This is a genomic window from Planotetraspora thailandica, from assembly GCF_016863335.1.
Taxonomy (GTDB): Bacteria; Actinomycetota; Actinomycetes; order Streptosporangiales; family Streptosporangiaceae; genus Planotetraspora; species Planotetraspora thailandica.
This window is the reverse complement of sequence record NZ_BOOR01000092.1, coordinates 12,440-27,900: the sequence shown is the minus strand read 5'-3', so window position 1 is coordinate 27,900 and position 15,461 is coordinate 12,440. Positions and strand designations below refer to the sequence as shown.

At 65.3% G+C, this 15,461-nt stretch carries 12 protein-coding genes; 8 read left to right on the top strand and 4 right to left on the bottom strand.

Going from position 1 to position 15,461, the window contains the following annotated elements:
• Positions 1 to 1,548: 1,548 nt before the first annotated feature.
• Positions 1,549 to 4,392: a helix-turn-helix transcriptional regulator gene (locus tag Pth03_RS39940; RefSeq protein ID WP_203949725.1), complete on the bottom strand. Its 2,844-nt coding sequence runs from the start codon at positions 4,390 to 4,392 to the stop codon at positions 1,549 to 1,551.
• 200 nt (positions 4,393 to 4,592) lie between these two features.
• Here Pth03_RS39940 and Pth03_RS39935 point away from each other — a divergent pair, with 200 nt between their 5' ends.
• A complete protein-coding gene (locus Pth03_RS39935) occupies positions 4,593 to 4,961 on the top strand; it encodes an AAA family ATPase (RefSeq protein WP_203949724.1) in 369 nt (122 codons plus the stop codon).
• Entirely contained in the window at positions 4,958 to 5,395 is a 438-nt protein-coding gene (locus tag Pth03_RS39930) for a replication initiator (RefSeq protein ID WP_203949723.1), read from the top strand. Before Pth03_RS39935 ends, Pth03_RS39930 begins: the two co-directional genes overlap by 4 nt.
• 1,015 nt (positions 5,396 to 6,410) lie before the next feature.
• On the opposite strand, the gene Pth03_RS39925 is transcribed toward Pth03_RS39930, so the two are convergent.
• The gene (locus tag Pth03_RS39925; protein ID WP_203949722.1) at positions 6,411 to 6,560 is read right to left on the bottom strand and encodes a hypothetical protein; all 150 of its coding nucleotides are present in this window, start codon (positions 6,558 to 6,560) and stop codon (positions 6,411 to 6,413) included.
• Positions 6,561 to 6,890: 330 nt separating this feature from the next.
• Positions 6,891 to 7,451: a hypothetical protein gene (locus tag Pth03_RS39920; RefSeq protein ID WP_203949721.1), complete on the bottom strand. Its 561-nt coding sequence runs from the start codon at positions 7,449 to 7,451 to the stop codon at positions 6,891 to 6,893.
• A 129-nt stretch (positions 7,452 to 7,580) separates the two neighbouring features.
• On the opposite strand from Pth03_RS39920, the gene Pth03_RS39915 reads away from it, so the two are divergent.
• Together Pth03_RS39915 and Pth03_RS39910 are read left to right on the top strand one after the other, a co-directional pair.
• Positions 7,581 to 8,723 carry a sensor histidine kinase gene (locus Pth03_RS39915; protein ID WP_203949720.1) on the top strand — a complete coding sequence of 381 codons (1,143 nt, stop codon included), beginning with the start codon at positions 7,581 to 7,583 and terminating at the stop codon, positions 8,721 to 8,723.
• On the top strand, positions 8,720 to 9,385 hold the full coding sequence (locus Pth03_RS39910) for a response regulator (RefSeq protein ID WP_203949719.1): 666 nt from the start codon (positions 8,720 to 8,722) through the stop codon (positions 9,383 to 9,385). Before Pth03_RS39915 ends, Pth03_RS39910 begins: the two co-directional genes overlap by 4 nt.
• Positions 9,386 to 10,920: 1,535 nt before the next feature.
• Here Pth03_RS39910 and Pth03_RS39905 read toward each other — a convergent pair.
• Complete coding sequence (locus tag Pth03_RS39905; protein ID WP_505874728.1) at positions 10,921 to 12,192, bottom strand: NsdA family TPR-like regulatory protein; 1,272 nt, start codon at positions 12,190 to 12,192, stop codon at positions 10,921 to 10,923.
• A gap of 199 nt (positions 12,193 to 12,391) precedes the next feature.
• Between Pth03_RS39905 and Pth03_RS39900 the strand changes: the two genes are divergently transcribed.
• The 4 genes from Pth03_RS39900 to Pth03_RS39885 all read left to right on the top strand — a co-directional run bounded on the left by Pth03_RS39900 (position 12,392) and on the right by Pth03_RS39885 (position 15,357).
• Complete coding sequence (locus Pth03_RS39900) at positions 12,392 to 12,709, top strand: hypothetical protein (RefSeq protein ID WP_203949718.1); 318 nt, start codon at positions 12,392 to 12,394, stop codon at positions 12,707 to 12,709.
• Positions 12,706 to 13,053 carry a hypothetical protein gene (locus tag Pth03_RS39895; protein WP_203949717.1) on the top strand — a complete coding sequence of 116 codons (348 nt, stop codon included), beginning with the start codon at positions 12,706 to 12,708 and terminating at the stop codon, positions 13,051 to 13,053. The genes Pth03_RS39900 and Pth03_RS39895 overlap by 4 nt, the downstream gene beginning before the upstream one ends.
• A 479-nt stretch (positions 13,054 to 13,532) precedes the next feature.
• Positions 13,533 to 14,114 (top strand): DUF4365 domain-containing protein, encoded by a 582-nt coding sequence (locus tag Pth03_RS39890; RefSeq protein WP_203949716.1) that lies wholly within the window; start codon positions 13,533 to 13,535, stop codon positions 14,112 to 14,114.
• A 421-nt stretch (positions 14,115 to 14,535) separates the two neighbouring features.
• Entirely contained in the window at positions 14,536 to 15,357 is an 822-nt protein-coding gene (locus tag Pth03_RS39885; RefSeq protein ID WP_203949715.1) for a hypothetical protein, read from the top strand.
• Positions 15,358 to 15,461: the final 104 nt, after the last annotated feature.

The following is a 15,461-nucleotide window of genomic DNA, read 5'->3' as shown; positions in this document are numbered from 1 at the left end:
ACAGTCTGATCGGTCTGATCGAACACAGCGGTAAGCAATCCTGGCGCGATCAGCTGCCAGAGCGAGCGGCTCAGTGACGGTCCAGGGCGGTGGGTGACGTCTGGTCCCACGGCCCAACCACGGTCCAGACGAAGAAAGACCGGACCCACGCTAGCGGGATCCGGTCTCTGAACTGCGGAAACGTGGTGGGCGATACTGGGATGGAACCAGTGACCTCTTCGGTGTGAAGCAACCAGAACACGCATCTGTTAAGAGGACATAGTGCCGACCACGTGCGCAAACATCCGTGAGAGTCCGCCAACGCTCGGGGCCGTCCGCCGCGGTTGTCACTCACTTCGTCACTCAGACCTCGGCGCCCGATTCCACGGCGGCGGAAAGCTTAGTGGCCGGCTATCCAGGCGGCGCTTGCGGTAGACGATGTCGGTCGAGGGGCTCATGTGCCGGCTCCAACGCGTAGGCGTCCCGCTCATCGATCTCGGCTACCGTCTGCACAGCAGCGGCTTGTTCTCCTTTGCGGCGTAGGAGACGCACGAGAAGGTACAGCGCATACTTATCGCCGGTTTGGGCGCGACACCTTAGATCGTTATCAAGGCCTTCTTCGTACAGCAGGCGATCGAGCCGCCGTCGCGCATGTCGATCAGTTCCGGCCCGCGTAGTCAGCTCATCAAGGCGACCCGCCTTGGCCAGGAGATCCATGTGCCACAGATGCGCATCACTTCGGACGTAGTCGCTGCTGTCACACTCAGCAACAGGGGTGATCGCCAAGATCGCTTCACCCCAGTCACCGCGACCCTCCGCCGCGTCTACTGCGTCTGCCCAACCTTCGACCACAGCAGCATGAAATCGTTGGCACCGATGCTGCACAAGCTCTGCTTCTGAGCTGCAACCCCTTGACCCCTAGGAAGTCGGCTGCTGTGGCCTTAGAACGGATGGATGCGTTTGACTAATTTCGGCGGAACCGCCCGACCAGGGCGGACAGACCACCGACGGCCGCCTCTGTATCCACCAGGGACAGGCTTCGGACCGCGAGCAGGTCGTGACCCGCGCACGGCAGCCCTCCTCCGCCCGAAAACAGCACATGAGCAGGCTTTACAGTCCTCGTCGGGAAATCGGAACCGAAACGATCACTGGAATTGCAAGGCGGTGGATCCAGGCCGAGATAGAGACAGCGGGGGAAGGGACCTTCCCCCGGGCCTTCAGCTCGTGTTCGCCTCGATATCCGTTGAGTCGCGAGCGTGAACGCGATCACGGCGTTTTGAGGTGTGCGGCGAGCGCTGCTGCGGCTTCGTAGAGCCCGGATCAGCCTTAGCTGCACAGCAGCAGATTGCGCTTCGCCCAGGAATTCGTCAGGTCCACGGCCCGCAGGTCGTAGGCACGCTGCCAACGGGCGGCCGCAACCGCGGGAACCACGGCGATGCCGACCCCAGCCGCCACCGCACTGCAGTTGTTGCAGCTCGCGGTCCATTAAGGCGCCCCGCACACCCTTCGGACCGCATCTTCCCGTCGCCGTCGTCCCACCCTCGGCGTGATCCAGCTCCTCTGAGGCGGTTACCCGGCGCCGGAGCCAAGGACGTCCCGGATTTGATGGCGGGCGGTGACTCCGAGGAGGGGGAAGGACCGGTAGAGGTGGGAGCCGACAGTTCGGGGCGAGAGGCTGAGCCGTTCGGCGATCTCGCGGTTGGTCAGTCCCTGGGCGGCGAGGCGGACGATCTCGCGTTGTTGCGGGGTGAGCTGCGCCAGGCCGTCTGACGCGGCGGTTCCGGGGAGGGTGACTCCGGAGGCGCGGAGCTCGGTTTCGGCCCGTTGTACGTACGGCTTCGCTCCGATGCGCCGGAACACCTCCACGGCTGAGATCAGCAGAGGTTTGGCCTCGTTGATCCGCCGCCGTCGCCGCAGCCATTCGGCGTAGTCCAGCCGCAGGGAAGCTCGTTCGAAGGGCCACTGCTCACCCGCTGGGTCGGCGAGCGCGCGGGTGTAGTGCTCTTCGGCCTGGTCGCGCCCGGACAACAACGCGCGCGCGTGCGCGACCAACTGCTCGAGACGTGGCGACATGTCCCCGTCCACCTGGCTCACCGCGTGCTCCACGATCGCTCTGCACTCGTCGACTTGGTCCGTACGGACCGCGGCGGAGGCGAAGTCCACGAGCGCGAAATATGAGGCGTGGTAGTGGAGCGGGACGCCGTCGTCGCCGAGCACCTGGCGGAGGATGGTGCAGGCCGCCTCGAAGCGTCCCTCGACCAGCGCGATCAGCCCCGTCACCCGGCGTTCTCGCGCCGCGATGAACGGGACGTCGCCCGGGTCCACGGCGGCGACCGCCGTGGCGACGAGGTCGCGCGCGCGGAGCGTGTCGCCGCGAAGGGCCGCCAGCGTGGCGGCGGTGAGGCTGATCCCCGCGGTGACGATCTCCATCCCGTAGGCCGCGGCCAGTTCGGACGCCTCCGCACACGCGTCCAGCGCCTCGTCCCATCGGGCGGTGTCGAGGCAGGCCCAGGCGAGCCCCATCATCATGGCGCCGCTGGCACCCTGGACGCCGGATTTGTGGAGCCTCTCGCGCGCCTCCGAGAGCCCTATCACCATGGCGCCGCTGGCACCCTGGATGCCGGGTTTGCGGAGCCTCTCGCGCGCCACCCGGAGAATGCGCACCGCCAGATCCGACTCGTCGAGCACCCAGGCGGCCGGGCCTGCCGTCGACAGGCCGAGGATGTCGAGCCCGCGTTCGGTGATCCGGCGAATGTCGGCCAAGGCCGCCGCCCGTCCCTGGTAGGGGCTGGTCGCCGTGTGCGTGAACAGCCGGACGGCGTCCGCCCAGTCCGGGGCGCCGGGGTGGATCGCGGCCTCCCGCGGGGAAAGCCGGTCCACCACCTGACGCACCGCGGTCCGTCCGGCAGGCGCTCCCAAGTGGTAGGCGACGGACGCCGCCGGCCCCAGGGTGCTCCAGGCTATGAGCGGGGCCCACGCCGCCGTCTCCTCGCCGAGCGTGACGAGCGTTCTGAGCGCCTCGGCCTGATGTTTGGTCCAGGCAAGCGCCCACCCGATCGCCCGGTTCGCCTGCGCCCGCAACGTCGGGTCGGACGTGGCGGCCGATGCCCGGGTCGCGAGGTCACGCACCCATGTGGCCTGCCCCGTGGTGGTGGCGTAGTCGGCCGCGATGACGAGCCGTCGTGCCCGGCCCTCAGGGTCCGGGCTGAGCTCCGCCGCCCGTTCCATGGCGAGGGCGGCGGACACACAGCCGCCGCGTCGCAGAGCCTCCGCCGCGGTCTCCTCCAGGAGCAACGCCACACTCTCGTCGGGATGGAGCGTCGCCTTCGCCAGATGCCAGGCCCGGCGATCCGGCTGCCGTGTCAGGACGCCGGCCAGCCGGCGATGGGCGTCCGCGCGATCGGCGAACGACGCCGCGTGGTAGACGGCCGAGCGCACCAGAGGGTGTGAGAAGGCCACTCCGGCGCCGCTCACCGTGATCAGGCCGGCGTTCTCGGCGGGTTGCCAGATCTGCGCCTCCAGGCCGGGAAGGCCGGCGCTGCCCGCCTCCGACAGCTCGGACGGGCCCGCCGCCGCGGCGAACAACAAGGCGGTACGGCAGGCCTGCGGCAGGGCGCTCACCCGCTCCGAGAACAGACGCTCCAGGCGCTCACTCAGCGGAAGCGGGTCTTCCAGCCGGTAACCGCCCCATGTCCTGTCCGTCGCGATCGCCCTGGTCAGCTCTACCAAGGCCATCGGGTTGCCCTGCGCCTGGGCCAGGACGGTCGACCGAGCCAGGCCGCGAGGGGGGTGCGTCTGCGCGTCGAGCAACCGGTTGGCGTCTGTCTCGGTGAGCGGCTCCAGCCGCAAATGGGCGACGTCGTGGCCGAACGGCGATGGCGGCGTCTGTTCCCGGGTGCTCACCACCATCACGATCCGCTCGTTCCTCAGGCGTCTTCCGACGAAGGCGAGAACGTCACGCGAGTTGTAGTCGAGCCACTGGGTGTCGTCGACGACGAGGAGCAGCGGGGACCGCTCCGCGACCTTGATGAGCAACGTCACGGTCGCTATGCCGATCAGCAGGCGGTCGGGAGCCGTGAACTCCTGTGCCAGGCCGAAGGCGGCCAGCAGAGCGTTCCGATGAGGTGGCGTCAGGTCGGCCACGGGAGAGCCGGCCGAACTGAGGATCGGGCCCAGCAGTTGGTGGAGTCCGGCGAACGCGAGATGGGTCTCGGACTGGTCGCCCACGACCGACAGGACGTTGACCTTCTTCTCCCGGGCCTGTTCGACGAACCGCGACAGGAGGCTGGTCTTGCCGATGCCTGCTTCGCCGAGGAGCGCCAGTGCCTGGCTCGATGGCGAGTCGAGCAGGCCGACGAGCCGTTCCAGCTCGGCATCCCGGCCGATGAGCAGCGACGACGTGCGTTCGAGCATGCTGGCTGGGGTTTCCGTTCGGGTCTGAGGACGGGACAAATTGGACTGTAGTACGGCAGGGGAAGGGTGCGTGGCCGGGGTGCAGTCATCCTTCGGATACCGCTGCGGACCCCGCTCGGGAGACTGGTCCGGCCACGCAGCCTGGTCCTTCGAAAGGAGCGGACGTCCGCCCATGAGCACCCGACCTGTTCAAGGCAGCCTTGCTCCTGGGTCGTGAGGAAGAACGCGCGCAGTTGGAGGGCCTGCTCACGGCCGCCCGTGAAGGTGCCGGCGGCGTCCTCGTACTCAGGGGCCAGGCGGGGATCGGGAAGACGGCGCTCCTTGACCACGCCGTGCGGGAGGCGCGCGGCGCCCGGGTGGTGCGGGTCGCGGGCATCGAATCGGAGACGGAGATCGGCTTCGCGGCCCTGCACCAGCTCCTGCCGCCCTCCCTCGGCCGCCTGCCGAACCTGCCGCCCCGGCCGCTGTCTTCGGCCTGCGTCAGAGCAAGGAGCCCGAGCGATTCCTCGTCGGGCTGGCGGGCCTTCACCTCGACGCGCTGCCCGTCACCGAGCACGCCCGGCGGATGATCCGCACCTGCTGGGAGTTGGGCGCACGCCCTGAGTTCGTGGACTTACGCCTGCGGCCATGGGCTCATATGCTCGGCTTCCGCGGCCATTTCTCCACCAAGAGCCGCCGCTTCTCCACCACACTTGGCGACATCCGTCAGGGCAGGGCCCACCACCGCGCGGCGGATGCTCGTCAGCGTCACGGCCTTCCCGCCCTCGGCGACGCGACCACCCTCGTACTCGGCGACGCGACCACCCTCGTACTCGGCCACTGGCGGTTCGCCGGAACCGGCTACTCCCCCGGCGAGGCGATCATGGCGGAGCACATCCGGCAACGCGTCAGCAGCGAAAACGGTCTACGTCAGCGGCGTTACTCACATCCACGTGGAGAGTGCGGACGATCTCATCGATCGCATCGATCGGAGGGGCCGACCCCCGCGGCCGGGCTGCACTAATAGGTCAGTGTGAGCATCGAAATGTTGGTGCAGTTTGGAATCGACATGAGGTGCGGTGCACGTGGGGCTGTGGAGAGTCGCTCGGGAGCAGAATGATCAGGCGTTCGTCACCTACCTGTCCCGCGAGCCAGGTCACCCCTGTACGCCCAGAACGTCGCGCCTTGCGCAGCAACGATGCGCCCCGCCTCCGCAATGCCCTCCTGCAGGGCGGCCACGGCCTCCTACAGCTGCCTCGCCCACTGCTGCTCCGGATCCGGCACCAGCGCCCCCTCCGCCTGGTCGGTGTTCGTGTACCGCACGCTACCGCCGGATCGCCCCGTCTGGACTGATCAGCTGCCCGTTGAACCTGGCAAGGGATCTGCTTTCGGGCGCGGGAGGTACAGGCCAGGCGCCTCGTCGGGCAGTCCCCTCGGGCGGATGTGCCACACGGAATCCCGCAGGTCTACCCGCCCGCCTTGAAAGTTGGCGTCAGTGAACGAGAGCACAGACTGCCCCACGCCTCCCCGCCCCAGCTCAGCGAAACGAAAAAGGACAACACCATCAGCAGACCGGTGACGGTGTCGTGCTCGACGGGGTCATCGGAGTAGTACGACGTCGCCAGGCTCACCCCCGGCCGGGAGCACAGCTCCCACAGCCGGTCAGAGAGGACGTGGGGACAACTACGGATGGCGCAATGCCGGGAGGGTTGGCACCTCGACCACGAACCGGTCAGAGATCCTTCCGTGTAACGCGGCAAAGCTCGCCAAGGTCCCTGCCGGAACGGCTCGGACGCCTAGTCATTAGCGGTACGGACTGTTCGAGCAGGTCAGGGTGGTGCACGACCAACAGTGTTGAGCCAGCTTTTCGGCCCGAACATGCGGGATAGTCCGGCGCGATAACACCATCTTCAGTGTTTCCGCAGGTCGCGGGGACCATCCGCACCATGATCCATCTCGCCGATAATGGCTGTCCCTGCGTTCCTCGACCCCGATCAACGCCTCAAAGTCATCGGCCTGTGTCGCCGGAGGGCGGGAGTTCATGAGGAGGCCTCCGTCAGGGCGTGCAGGGCGGCGCGCAGGCCCGCGATCGCGTCGGCGGGCAGGCCGCCGAGCGCGCGGCGGTCGGTGACGGCCTGCCGGATCGTGGTGGCGGTCAGCCGGCCGGAGGAGGTGAGCTCGATGAGCACCGCACGGCGGTCCCCCGGGCCGAACGTCGCGGGTGATGTGGCCGCGGCGTTCCAGCCGGTCCGGCACGCTGGTCAGCGTGGTGGGGCGGGTGCCCACGGCCATGCCCAGTTCGGACGCCGTCCGCCCGCGGCCGTCGGCCAAGGCGTTGATCTCGGAGGGGGTCAGATCCAGGTCGACGAGTTCCGCGGCGAGCGTCTGCAGAGTGGCGTGGGTGGCCCGCTGCAGGGCGAGCAGCGCCGACCACTCGAATGGCATCGGTTCGGATTCCGCGATATCGAATTCGCCGATATCGCAGTACCTTCCGTAAAGCCCTCGTACCTGATCCTCCGTCAGCCTGTGGCGGCGAGGCGGCGGTCCGCCGTACCCGCGACGAACATGCGGCCCACCACCAGCCAGTAGACGCCGGCGACCAGACTGCCGCCGAGTTGGCTGAGGATTATCTCGAAGAGCCACAGCAGCGGCAGGATCGCGGTGACGAGCCGGGGCACGTGGCCCGTCCGCCACAGCGATACCGCCATCACGATCCCCCCGGCGAGCATGGCCAGGTTCGCGGGAATGGCGACGAAGACGAACCACGGGTAGTCCTTGCCGTGCAGGTTGGACGATGTGGCGCCGAACGCCAGCAGGACGTGGCCGACGGAGACGGTTGCGGCCCCGACGAGGGCGGCCCTGCCCCCGTGGCGGGCCAGCGCGATCAGTCCGGGGACGAGCAGGATCAGCGAGACCGCCAACAGCCCGAGGGTGAGATGTTCCAGACCCAGCACTAAGGGGTTGGTGTCGAAGGGCTGCACGGCCTGCGATACGCCGAGGCCGGCCATGATCAGGCCGCCGGCCATCGCCGACCAGCCCGCTGCGGTGCGCCTGCGGGGCGCTGTTTCATTTGAGATCACGCTGTAACGGTAAGAAAGGGGCAGATCGCGGCGCGTCCGCCGGAAGGCGCGACCTCCTACCGCGGATGGCTGACCCGGCTACCGCCACGGACTGATGCCCGACCGCCCGCGGCGACGTACGGTCTAGCTGTGGACCTCCTAGCCCGGCTCGCACGCGTGCCGAGCCCGTCCAGGTCGGACCTCGCGCTCGCCGGACTGCTGGCGGTCTGGGCCGTGGCCGAGGCGCTGGTGGCGCGCCCGGACCCGCTGTGTGCCGGAATCACCTTCGCCCTAGTGGTGACCCTGCCGCTGATGTTCAGACGGCACGCGCCGGTGGTTGTGCTGGGGGTCGCGGTGGCCGCGCTGCTGGTCTGGGCGGCGATCACCACCGGGCCGCCGGCGACCGTCGCGCCCTTCCCCACGATCCTCGTGTCCACATTCTCGGCCGCGCTACACATCCGGTCCCTGCCGGTGGCGGCCCTGGCGTGGCCCTTAGCGGTCGGCGGTATGACCGGGGCGACGGCACTGCGGTTCTACGGCCCCTGGCCTGACGTGGGATCCCTCCTGATCCTGTTCTTCTTCGTCACCGGCGCGTGGACGGCGGGCAGGCTGCTGCGCCGCCGTGACATCCAGCTGCGCGCATCCGAGGAGCGGACGCGTGAGCAGGCCAGGGAGGCGGTGGCGGCCGAGCGGCTGCGGATCGCACGCGAACTGCACGACGTCGTCGCCCACTCGCTGTCGATCATCGCGGTGAACGCCGGGGCGGCGCGGGAGCTGAGCGGGCTCGACCCGGAACGGGCCCGCGACCACATGGACGCCGTGGCCGGTACGGCACGCGAGGCTCTGGCGGAGATGCGCCACGTGCTGGAGGCCCTGCGCGACGACGGCGACGACCGGCTCGCCCCGCAGCCCACCCTGGACAGGCTGCCCGAACTGGTCGAGCAGGCGAGGGCAGGCGGGCTGCCGGTACGACTGGTCGAGCAGGGAGAGCGCCCCGCGTTGCCCGCCGGACTGGAACTGGCCGCATTCAGGATCGTCCAGGAAGCGCTTACCAACGTCCTGCGGCACGCGGGCGCGGCCGACACCGAGGTCCGGGTCGTCTACGGAGGCGCCGAACTCGGGCTGGAGGTCGTCAACGGGCCCGGCGCCGCACAGTCCCCTGCGGCCGGTGGCGGCCACGGCCTGCTCGGGATGCGTGAGCGGGCCCGCCTGTACGGCGGAGCCCTGCACGCGGGTCCCATCACCGACGGCGGCTACGCCGTACGCATCCGACTTCCCGTGGAGCCCACGTGATCCGTGTACTGATCGCCGACGACCACGCCCTGGCCCTGTCGGGACTGTCGGCCATGCTCGGCGTCCAGCCCGACATCGAGGTGACCGGGACCGCCTCCGACGGCGTCGAGGCGGTGGCGCAGGCCAGGCGGCTGCGCCCCGATCTGGTACTGATGGACATCCGGATGCCCAGGCTCGACGGCATCGAGGCCACCAGGCGGATCCGTGACACGCCGGGCGGCGGCCCCGCCGTACTGGTGCTCACCACCTTCGACCTCGACGAGTACGTCTACGACGCGCTGCGCGGGGGGGCGGGCGGTTTCCTGCTGAAGGACGCGCCGCCGGGACAGCTCGCCGAGGCGGTCAGGACCGTCGCCGCCGGGCAGGCGCTGCTCGCCCCGGCGGTCACACGGCGGCTGATTGAGCGCTTCCTGAGCGTCCCACCCGGCGGCGGGACCGCCCTGGAGCGCCTCACCGACCGCGAATGCGAGGTCCTCGCGCACGTCGGGCGCGGCCGGTCCAACGCGGAGATCGCCGCGGCTCTCCACCTGTCCGAGGCCACCGTGAAGACGCACCTGTCCAGGGTGCTGGCCAAGGCCGGACTGCGCGACCGCGTGGCCGCCGTGGTCTTCGCCTACGAGCAGGGCCTGGTGCGGGCGGGCGAGGCCGCGCCCGGCGGATGAACGCGCTTCAGCGGGACCGCGTCGAAGACGCACCCGCATCGCCTCGAGTACCAGCGCCACAGGCAGGCGGCTCGGTTGTCATACTGCCCGCGACCACTGAAGCGGGCACTGGCTGATCCATTGGACACCTATCCGTATGAGCAGCCATACGTCAGGATTTCAGAGGATAGTCGCCGATCTATCGCACGGTGCGACCGTTCGATCACCATGCCCGACCTCGCCATGGATGTGCATGATCATCCCGATGGGTCATATGTGCTGTTCGTCTGCCTCGCCACTCCCTGGGACAGCGGTCCGACCAATCTAAAAGCCGAATCACCTTCGGCGCGTTCACGGTTCCGATCGAACACCACGATGGGCCGATCCCGCACAACCACGTGCCGGCGAAGGCGGATCACTGACGGCCCGAGACAGCGAGTGACGGTCGATCCGGGGGTCAGATCGGGGTCAGACGATCAAAAAGCCGGACCCCCGTAAGCAGGATCCGGCCTCTGAACTGCGACAACATGGTGGGCGATACTGGGATCGAACCAGTGACTTCTTCGGTGTGAAACACCTGAGCGGGATCGCCCACGTGGCTCGAAACCGGCTCTGACCTGGCTCAATCATCCGCGGACGTCCGCCTCGATCTGCGGGCGTCCGTGGCCGTTGTCACCCAATTAGTCACCCACAGAGAATGCGTGCAAGGTGCTCATGAGCATCCCGGCGTGACTCTCCGGCCTCGTCAGAGCCTCGGGATAAGCGAACCGCCGGCCCCAGCTATTCAACACAGCCCCTTCAGCCTCATTATTTCATAACGAGCTGATGACTTCTCCACTTCAACCGAAAGTCGCCACGGTACAGAACAGCATCCGATCGAATGAAATTTCGAGTAAACCGCAATTGATTGGCGCATGAATTACATCACTGTAGTACTCGGGCACACCTAGATCCATACCACACCTTGTTATATAAGAGAGTGAGGTGTCCGAATTAGCCGTACTGCACATAAGAGCGATGGGGATACGCGTTGGGCCGTGGCGGCACTCAAAAACAGTGGGCGATCTCCGCTACGGTCGCTTGGATTGGGGGCATAGTATTAGCCGTTTATTCATTCACTCAAAAGGATTGGCTAACACTTACCTGGGGAGCCTCCTTTGTCGTAGCCATGCCGCTCTGGCTGGCCGCCTTCAAAGTGCGTACACGATGCGGGGTCATTACGGCAAAGAATCGGCGCTGCCCTAATCCGACCACCGGAGTCCTCTTCGGATGCGGCAGCGCACGATCACACACATGGGCGAAGATGCTAGCTAGATTCGGCCTTGATAGACGGCCAATAATTCAGAAGATCAAAGAGGGGGAACAGGACTCTCGGCGGACGAGCGAGCCAGTGATGGCATTTCACGAATTGCCGCCACCCCTGCGTGTTAGCATGGAGAAAAGCCGATCCGATTCCCTTTTATTTTGGTTTGCATTCCTCTCGACGTTAGCCGGAATCACATCGGCGAGCATTGATTTCGCTGGACTTTTCTAAGCTTCAGAAATGTAGTTTCTGCCTAGTCAATATCACCAGCGCCACGGGCAAACGGCGCGCTGGGCTGATGGTTGACGAGAAGGTCCCGCACTTGGGCCGTATCGCGGTATTGCTCCAAGCGCGCGAGCATGACACGTACACGCTGGGCTGTACGATCGCTCGCCACGTCTGCCGACAGGTCGAGCACTCGCCGTGCTGCGCGGGCCGCTTCTTCTGGCTCATTTGCATCCGCAAGCGCTACCGCAAGCCAGGACAGATACAGCGCAAGCTCTCGGGTATGCGTGGCGTCATACCGTCCCAGGACTTCGGTCAACAGCGGGACGGCACGAAGCGGGCGGCGCAACTCGGTATAGACACGCGCCTCCATTATTTGAAGCTCGTTCGAATCCACCCAGTAGAGGTAGCCCGGCTCGTCCTCTTCGCCGTGGTCGTTCAGAGCCGATGCAGCTTCACCGAGAGCGCGCATCGCTTCTTGCGCGTGGCCGGCGCGGGCGTGCGCCCATGCCAGGCGATCCCAGGACAGCGCTCGTGCTCGTGCGGGGGCATGCGGGCCGGCAGTCTCCACGGCAGCGCGGGCAAGCTCGACACCTTCGTGCGGCTCTCCGACGTTGGTCACCTGGTAGGCAAGCGATCCGATGAGGTTCGACTCCAGCGTGTGGTCTGCGGCTTCGTGCGCAGCGCTTATGCCGAGCCGGTAAGTATCGGCTGCCTGCTGATGCTCCCCCGCGTCGCTGGCCACCCATCCCGCGATCTGGGCGAACTCGCCAATGGCCGCCAGCAGTGAGCGGCCCACATCTTCGGTGTAGGTGTTGCAGCGATAGACGCGTACAGCCGCGTCCAGTTCCCGGAACGCAGGTCGGATCAGATCCTTGCCCGCGATCACGTCGTCAGCCAGTCGCAAGCCATGGACTCGCGCCGACAGATCCTCAACCGTGCTGCCGCCCAGCCGCCGGCCTCCGCGGTTGACGGGCGGGGCGAGTGGTTCCGTCCGGCTCAGCAGATCCTTGAGCACATCAGCGGGCGCCCGTCCGTGAGATGCCTGACGATCGGCAAACAGCTCCGACTCATCGACGGCGAACACGCGTGAGTACAGGACGCGGTAGGGATCTTTCGGCTGGTGCCTGCCTGCTTCCCAGTCCTTGATCATGCGGACCAGGGATTCCCGTTCAGGCAGGCGGTCACGCGTACGGGCGTCGGCTGCCTCAGCGAGCTGCTTGGCCATGTCCCGTTGCGTCCATAGCCGCTCGCGTCGTTCGGCGCGTAGCCGCGCCGCCCAGCTTGGGACTTCCTGCATCGCGTACACCTCGGGGGGAATCTCGGGGGTCCGCCTTCTCCCCCAGTCTCCCCTAATCGCACTGTCAGCGGGCGTGTGCGGAGCGATGTGATGGATGGGACGCCTAGAACAGCGGGACCCGCAGGCGATCACAGCGCCATACGGGTCCCTGAACCGCACACTGGAGGTGCGATCTGTGGCACACCCTAAGACCATCCCAATGGACGCAGCCGGAGAACCCGGCCAGCCAGCAACCGCTCATCACACGGATGGACAGCCTTCGATCCGCGTGCACCGCCGGAACTGGGATGCCGACAAGCGCCAGGCCGCCGCCCAACTCGACATGGCCGAACCCTGCTGGGCCATCTACTACGGCACCGGCAGCCGCCTCTTCTTCGCCATCGCCGCATGGAACGTGGCGGACCCGCTCATCGTGGAAGCGATCGACGTCGGCGAACTGCAAGAACTCATGCGCGAGGCCGAGGTGATTGGAGCTACACCTACCGATTCGCGCCCGGCCAGCGCGGTGTGGCTATGAGCGCGCTTGAAGTCGCCCAGCATCTTCGGTCCGAGCTTGCCCGCCATAACGTGCCCACCTATCTCTACTCGCTGAGCGAGGCGTTGGTAGCTGTATCGGCCTGGCACGGCCTGGTAGCTCGCACCGACGGACAGATCATCTGGTGGACCAGTCCCCATCCGAGCCGGCGGGGCCGAGCGCTGATCACCTACGCGTTCGCTCCGCAGACGGCTGCCAAACGGATCAGCGAGCACTACCTACAGGCTCGCGCTCAACATCCCTATCCACCCAGCCACATGGCGGAGATTCGCAAGCCCGATAGCCCAGGCGCTGGACATCCCGTGCTGATCAGCGGCCCTGCCTAGGATCGGCACGGCGGCGTGGTCGACCTCCCCTTCTTGGGGCTGGAGGGTTCCTACTCCCCGGTCATACGTCGTCGTGCCCACCCGAGGAGTTGCGGTCCCGCACCACTCCTCCCCCGCCCCCGATAGCTGCCGAACCAGTGGTCCGACCGAGGTGTCAACACCGTCTTCGTGTGTCCGTCCACCAACGACGTCCACCGTTCTCCGCACCCAACCGGAACAGACGGCGTTGACGCCGACCAAGGGCCACGAACAATTCGGCAGCGGGGGTGGGGGAGGTACGAACAGCCCAGCACTCTGACCAGCTAAAACGTCCCAGGCAATTGCACGGATCACTTGATCGCTCTCTTCACTCAACGTGACATCTACCGTGGAATCCGGTAAATGGATCGAAAGCCATCAATCGGAATACATATCTCCCTCGTCATCTCTCCCAAGAGTTGATCCCTTGATCTACTCTTCTGTGCAGAGATGGGGGTCCTATGACTGGCTTGCTAGGCACTGACGAGGCGAAGAAACCTCGCCAGCGGCACATCGAGCCTGTGGACTCTCTCGTCTTCACCACCTTGATGGAGCAGCTCCAACAGGGGTATGTGTCGAGCGTGGCGGCTACAGCGGGTTGCACCTTCGAAACGGTCAATGCGGACGTATGGGGCGTAGACGTCCAAATCATTCGCGCAGCTAAGACGCCTAGTGAGCAAGAGAACATACTCTTCGCTCAACTGAAGTCCACAACACAAATAATTCCAGATCCAAAAAAAGATTACTTCAGCTATCAGTTCACAAAACGTCAATATTTCGACCACATGGTCAAGGCCCGCACTTATCCAAAAGCGATATTGATCGTCATGACCATGCCACCAAAGCAGCTTGATTGGACGAGCGTCGACCACTCGGGTCTGCTGACGAAACGGTGCTGCTACTGGGCTTATCTTGAAGGCGCTACAGCAAAACCAGGCGTTGCAAAACCTACGGTGCGGATTCCGACCAAGAATAAATTCGATGCATATGCCTTGATTGACATCCTAGACAGGGTCGAACGGGGTGAGTCGCTTGATGGATGATACTAAGAATTTTGCTCTACCGAGCAGGGTGGATCCAGAAAAGCTCACTTCGCTTCTGCTGGACGCAGGATGGCGCGCAGTGGGAGGACGAACGGGTGTATATGCACGATTCGCTCCACCAAACAGCGGCGAATCGACTCCTAGATCGAGCAGCCTGATAATCCCCTTAGACTCGGGCGCTCCTGACTACTCAGACGTCATGCGCTCGGTGCTTCTTCAGTTATCTACAGATAGAGATCTCTGGACGCGCTCGATTTACCCTCGCTTGGCCGTGGATGCCACAGACGAATTTCGCTTCCGCAAGGAGTCCAGCGCCCCTAGTGGGCTAATCCCATGGCGAAATGGCGAGAAGCTGATTGAGTCCGCCCGTCGAACCCTTCTTGCTGGAGCCAAATCTTTCAGGGGTCCGGGTCGTCATTATGTGAACAAGTACGGCGGCTTCGCTAGTCGCTATCTGGATCAAGTCCTTATGGGTCAAACCGCGCCTGGTAGCTATATTGTTACAGCCTATGCGCCCTCAAACGCTCCTGTTGCACTTCGAGGTGGCTCAAACTCGACAGAGCCACTGGTCGAAGCTCACACAGCACAACTGAGAGCGGTAAATGAGGCAGTGGTCCGCGCAATAGAAGCTACAACCGAAGCCTTGCAGCACTTCAAGACTAGCGGATCTTTGTCTGGTTTCGAAACTGGAGTGGCGCGCGGAATATCCTATGAGATGACGAATGCCATTCTAGGCATCGCCTCCGGGTCAAGCGAAGCCGATATAACGATCGAATGGGATTCGGGGAGTTCGCCCGCCACTGGGCTAGAAAGCCAATTCGTGTTCCGCCCCTCCGACGTCGACCCATTATCTCGTGCGGCGGTAAAGCTCGCCGAAGACGAATCGTCTCAACAGGTGACGATAATGGGCCGCGTTCATTTGCTAGCGAAGAAGCAAGCGGGAAGTCCCGGTGTCTTCGGAATCGATTCGCTTCAAGCGGAAGGGCCAAGAAAAGTTCGCGTTCGATTGGCCGACGACGAAGATTATCACGAAGCCATCAGGGCACACGAGGAGGATCTGGCACTTCTTGTCAGTGGCAAATTAGAAAAGGAAGGAAACTTGAGCTGGCTATATAACGCTACAGTCATTCAAACGCTTGGGCATGTGGACGAATTTGTAGTAAGGCGATCCAGGCGTCAGGAAGTTGCAGGCCAACTTGATCTCTTCAACGAAGAAGAACCCAGCCACACGCCCGAAGCTTGACGAGATGTCGCGTATTTGCAGTCGCTGGACGCGCATTGAGCGCGCGGGGGTGGCGTCGGCCGGGACCGGCCGGAGAGCCGCATGCCCGGCCGGCTGGCCGCCCG

Bases quoted from the DNA above. Each gene is read 5' to 3' on its own strand.
- Pth03_RS39940 (WP_203949725.1), bottom strand. From the start codon at position 4,392: ATGCTCGAACGCACGTCGTCGCTGCTCATCGGCCGGGATGCCGAGCTG.
- Pth03_RS39930 (WP_203949723.1), top strand. From the start codon at position 4,958: ATGATCCGCACCTGCTGGGAGTTGGGCGCACGCCCTGAGTTCGTGGAC.
- Pth03_RS39905 (WP_505874728.1), bottom strand. From the start codon at position 12,192: ATGCAGGAAGTCCCAAGCTGGGCGGCGCGGCTACGCGCCGAACGACGC.
- Pth03_RS39900 (WP_203949718.1), top strand. From the start codon at position 12,392: ATGGACGCAGCCGGAGAACCCGGCCAGCCAGCAACCGCTCATCACACG.
- Pth03_RS39895 (WP_203949717.1), top strand. From the start codon at position 12,706: ATGAGCGCGCTTGAAGTCGCCCAGCATCTTCGGTCCGAGCTTGCCCGC.
- Pth03_RS39890 (WP_203949716.1), top strand. From the start codon at position 13,533: ATGACTGGCTTGCTAGGCACTGACGAGGCGAAGAAACCTCGCCAGCGG.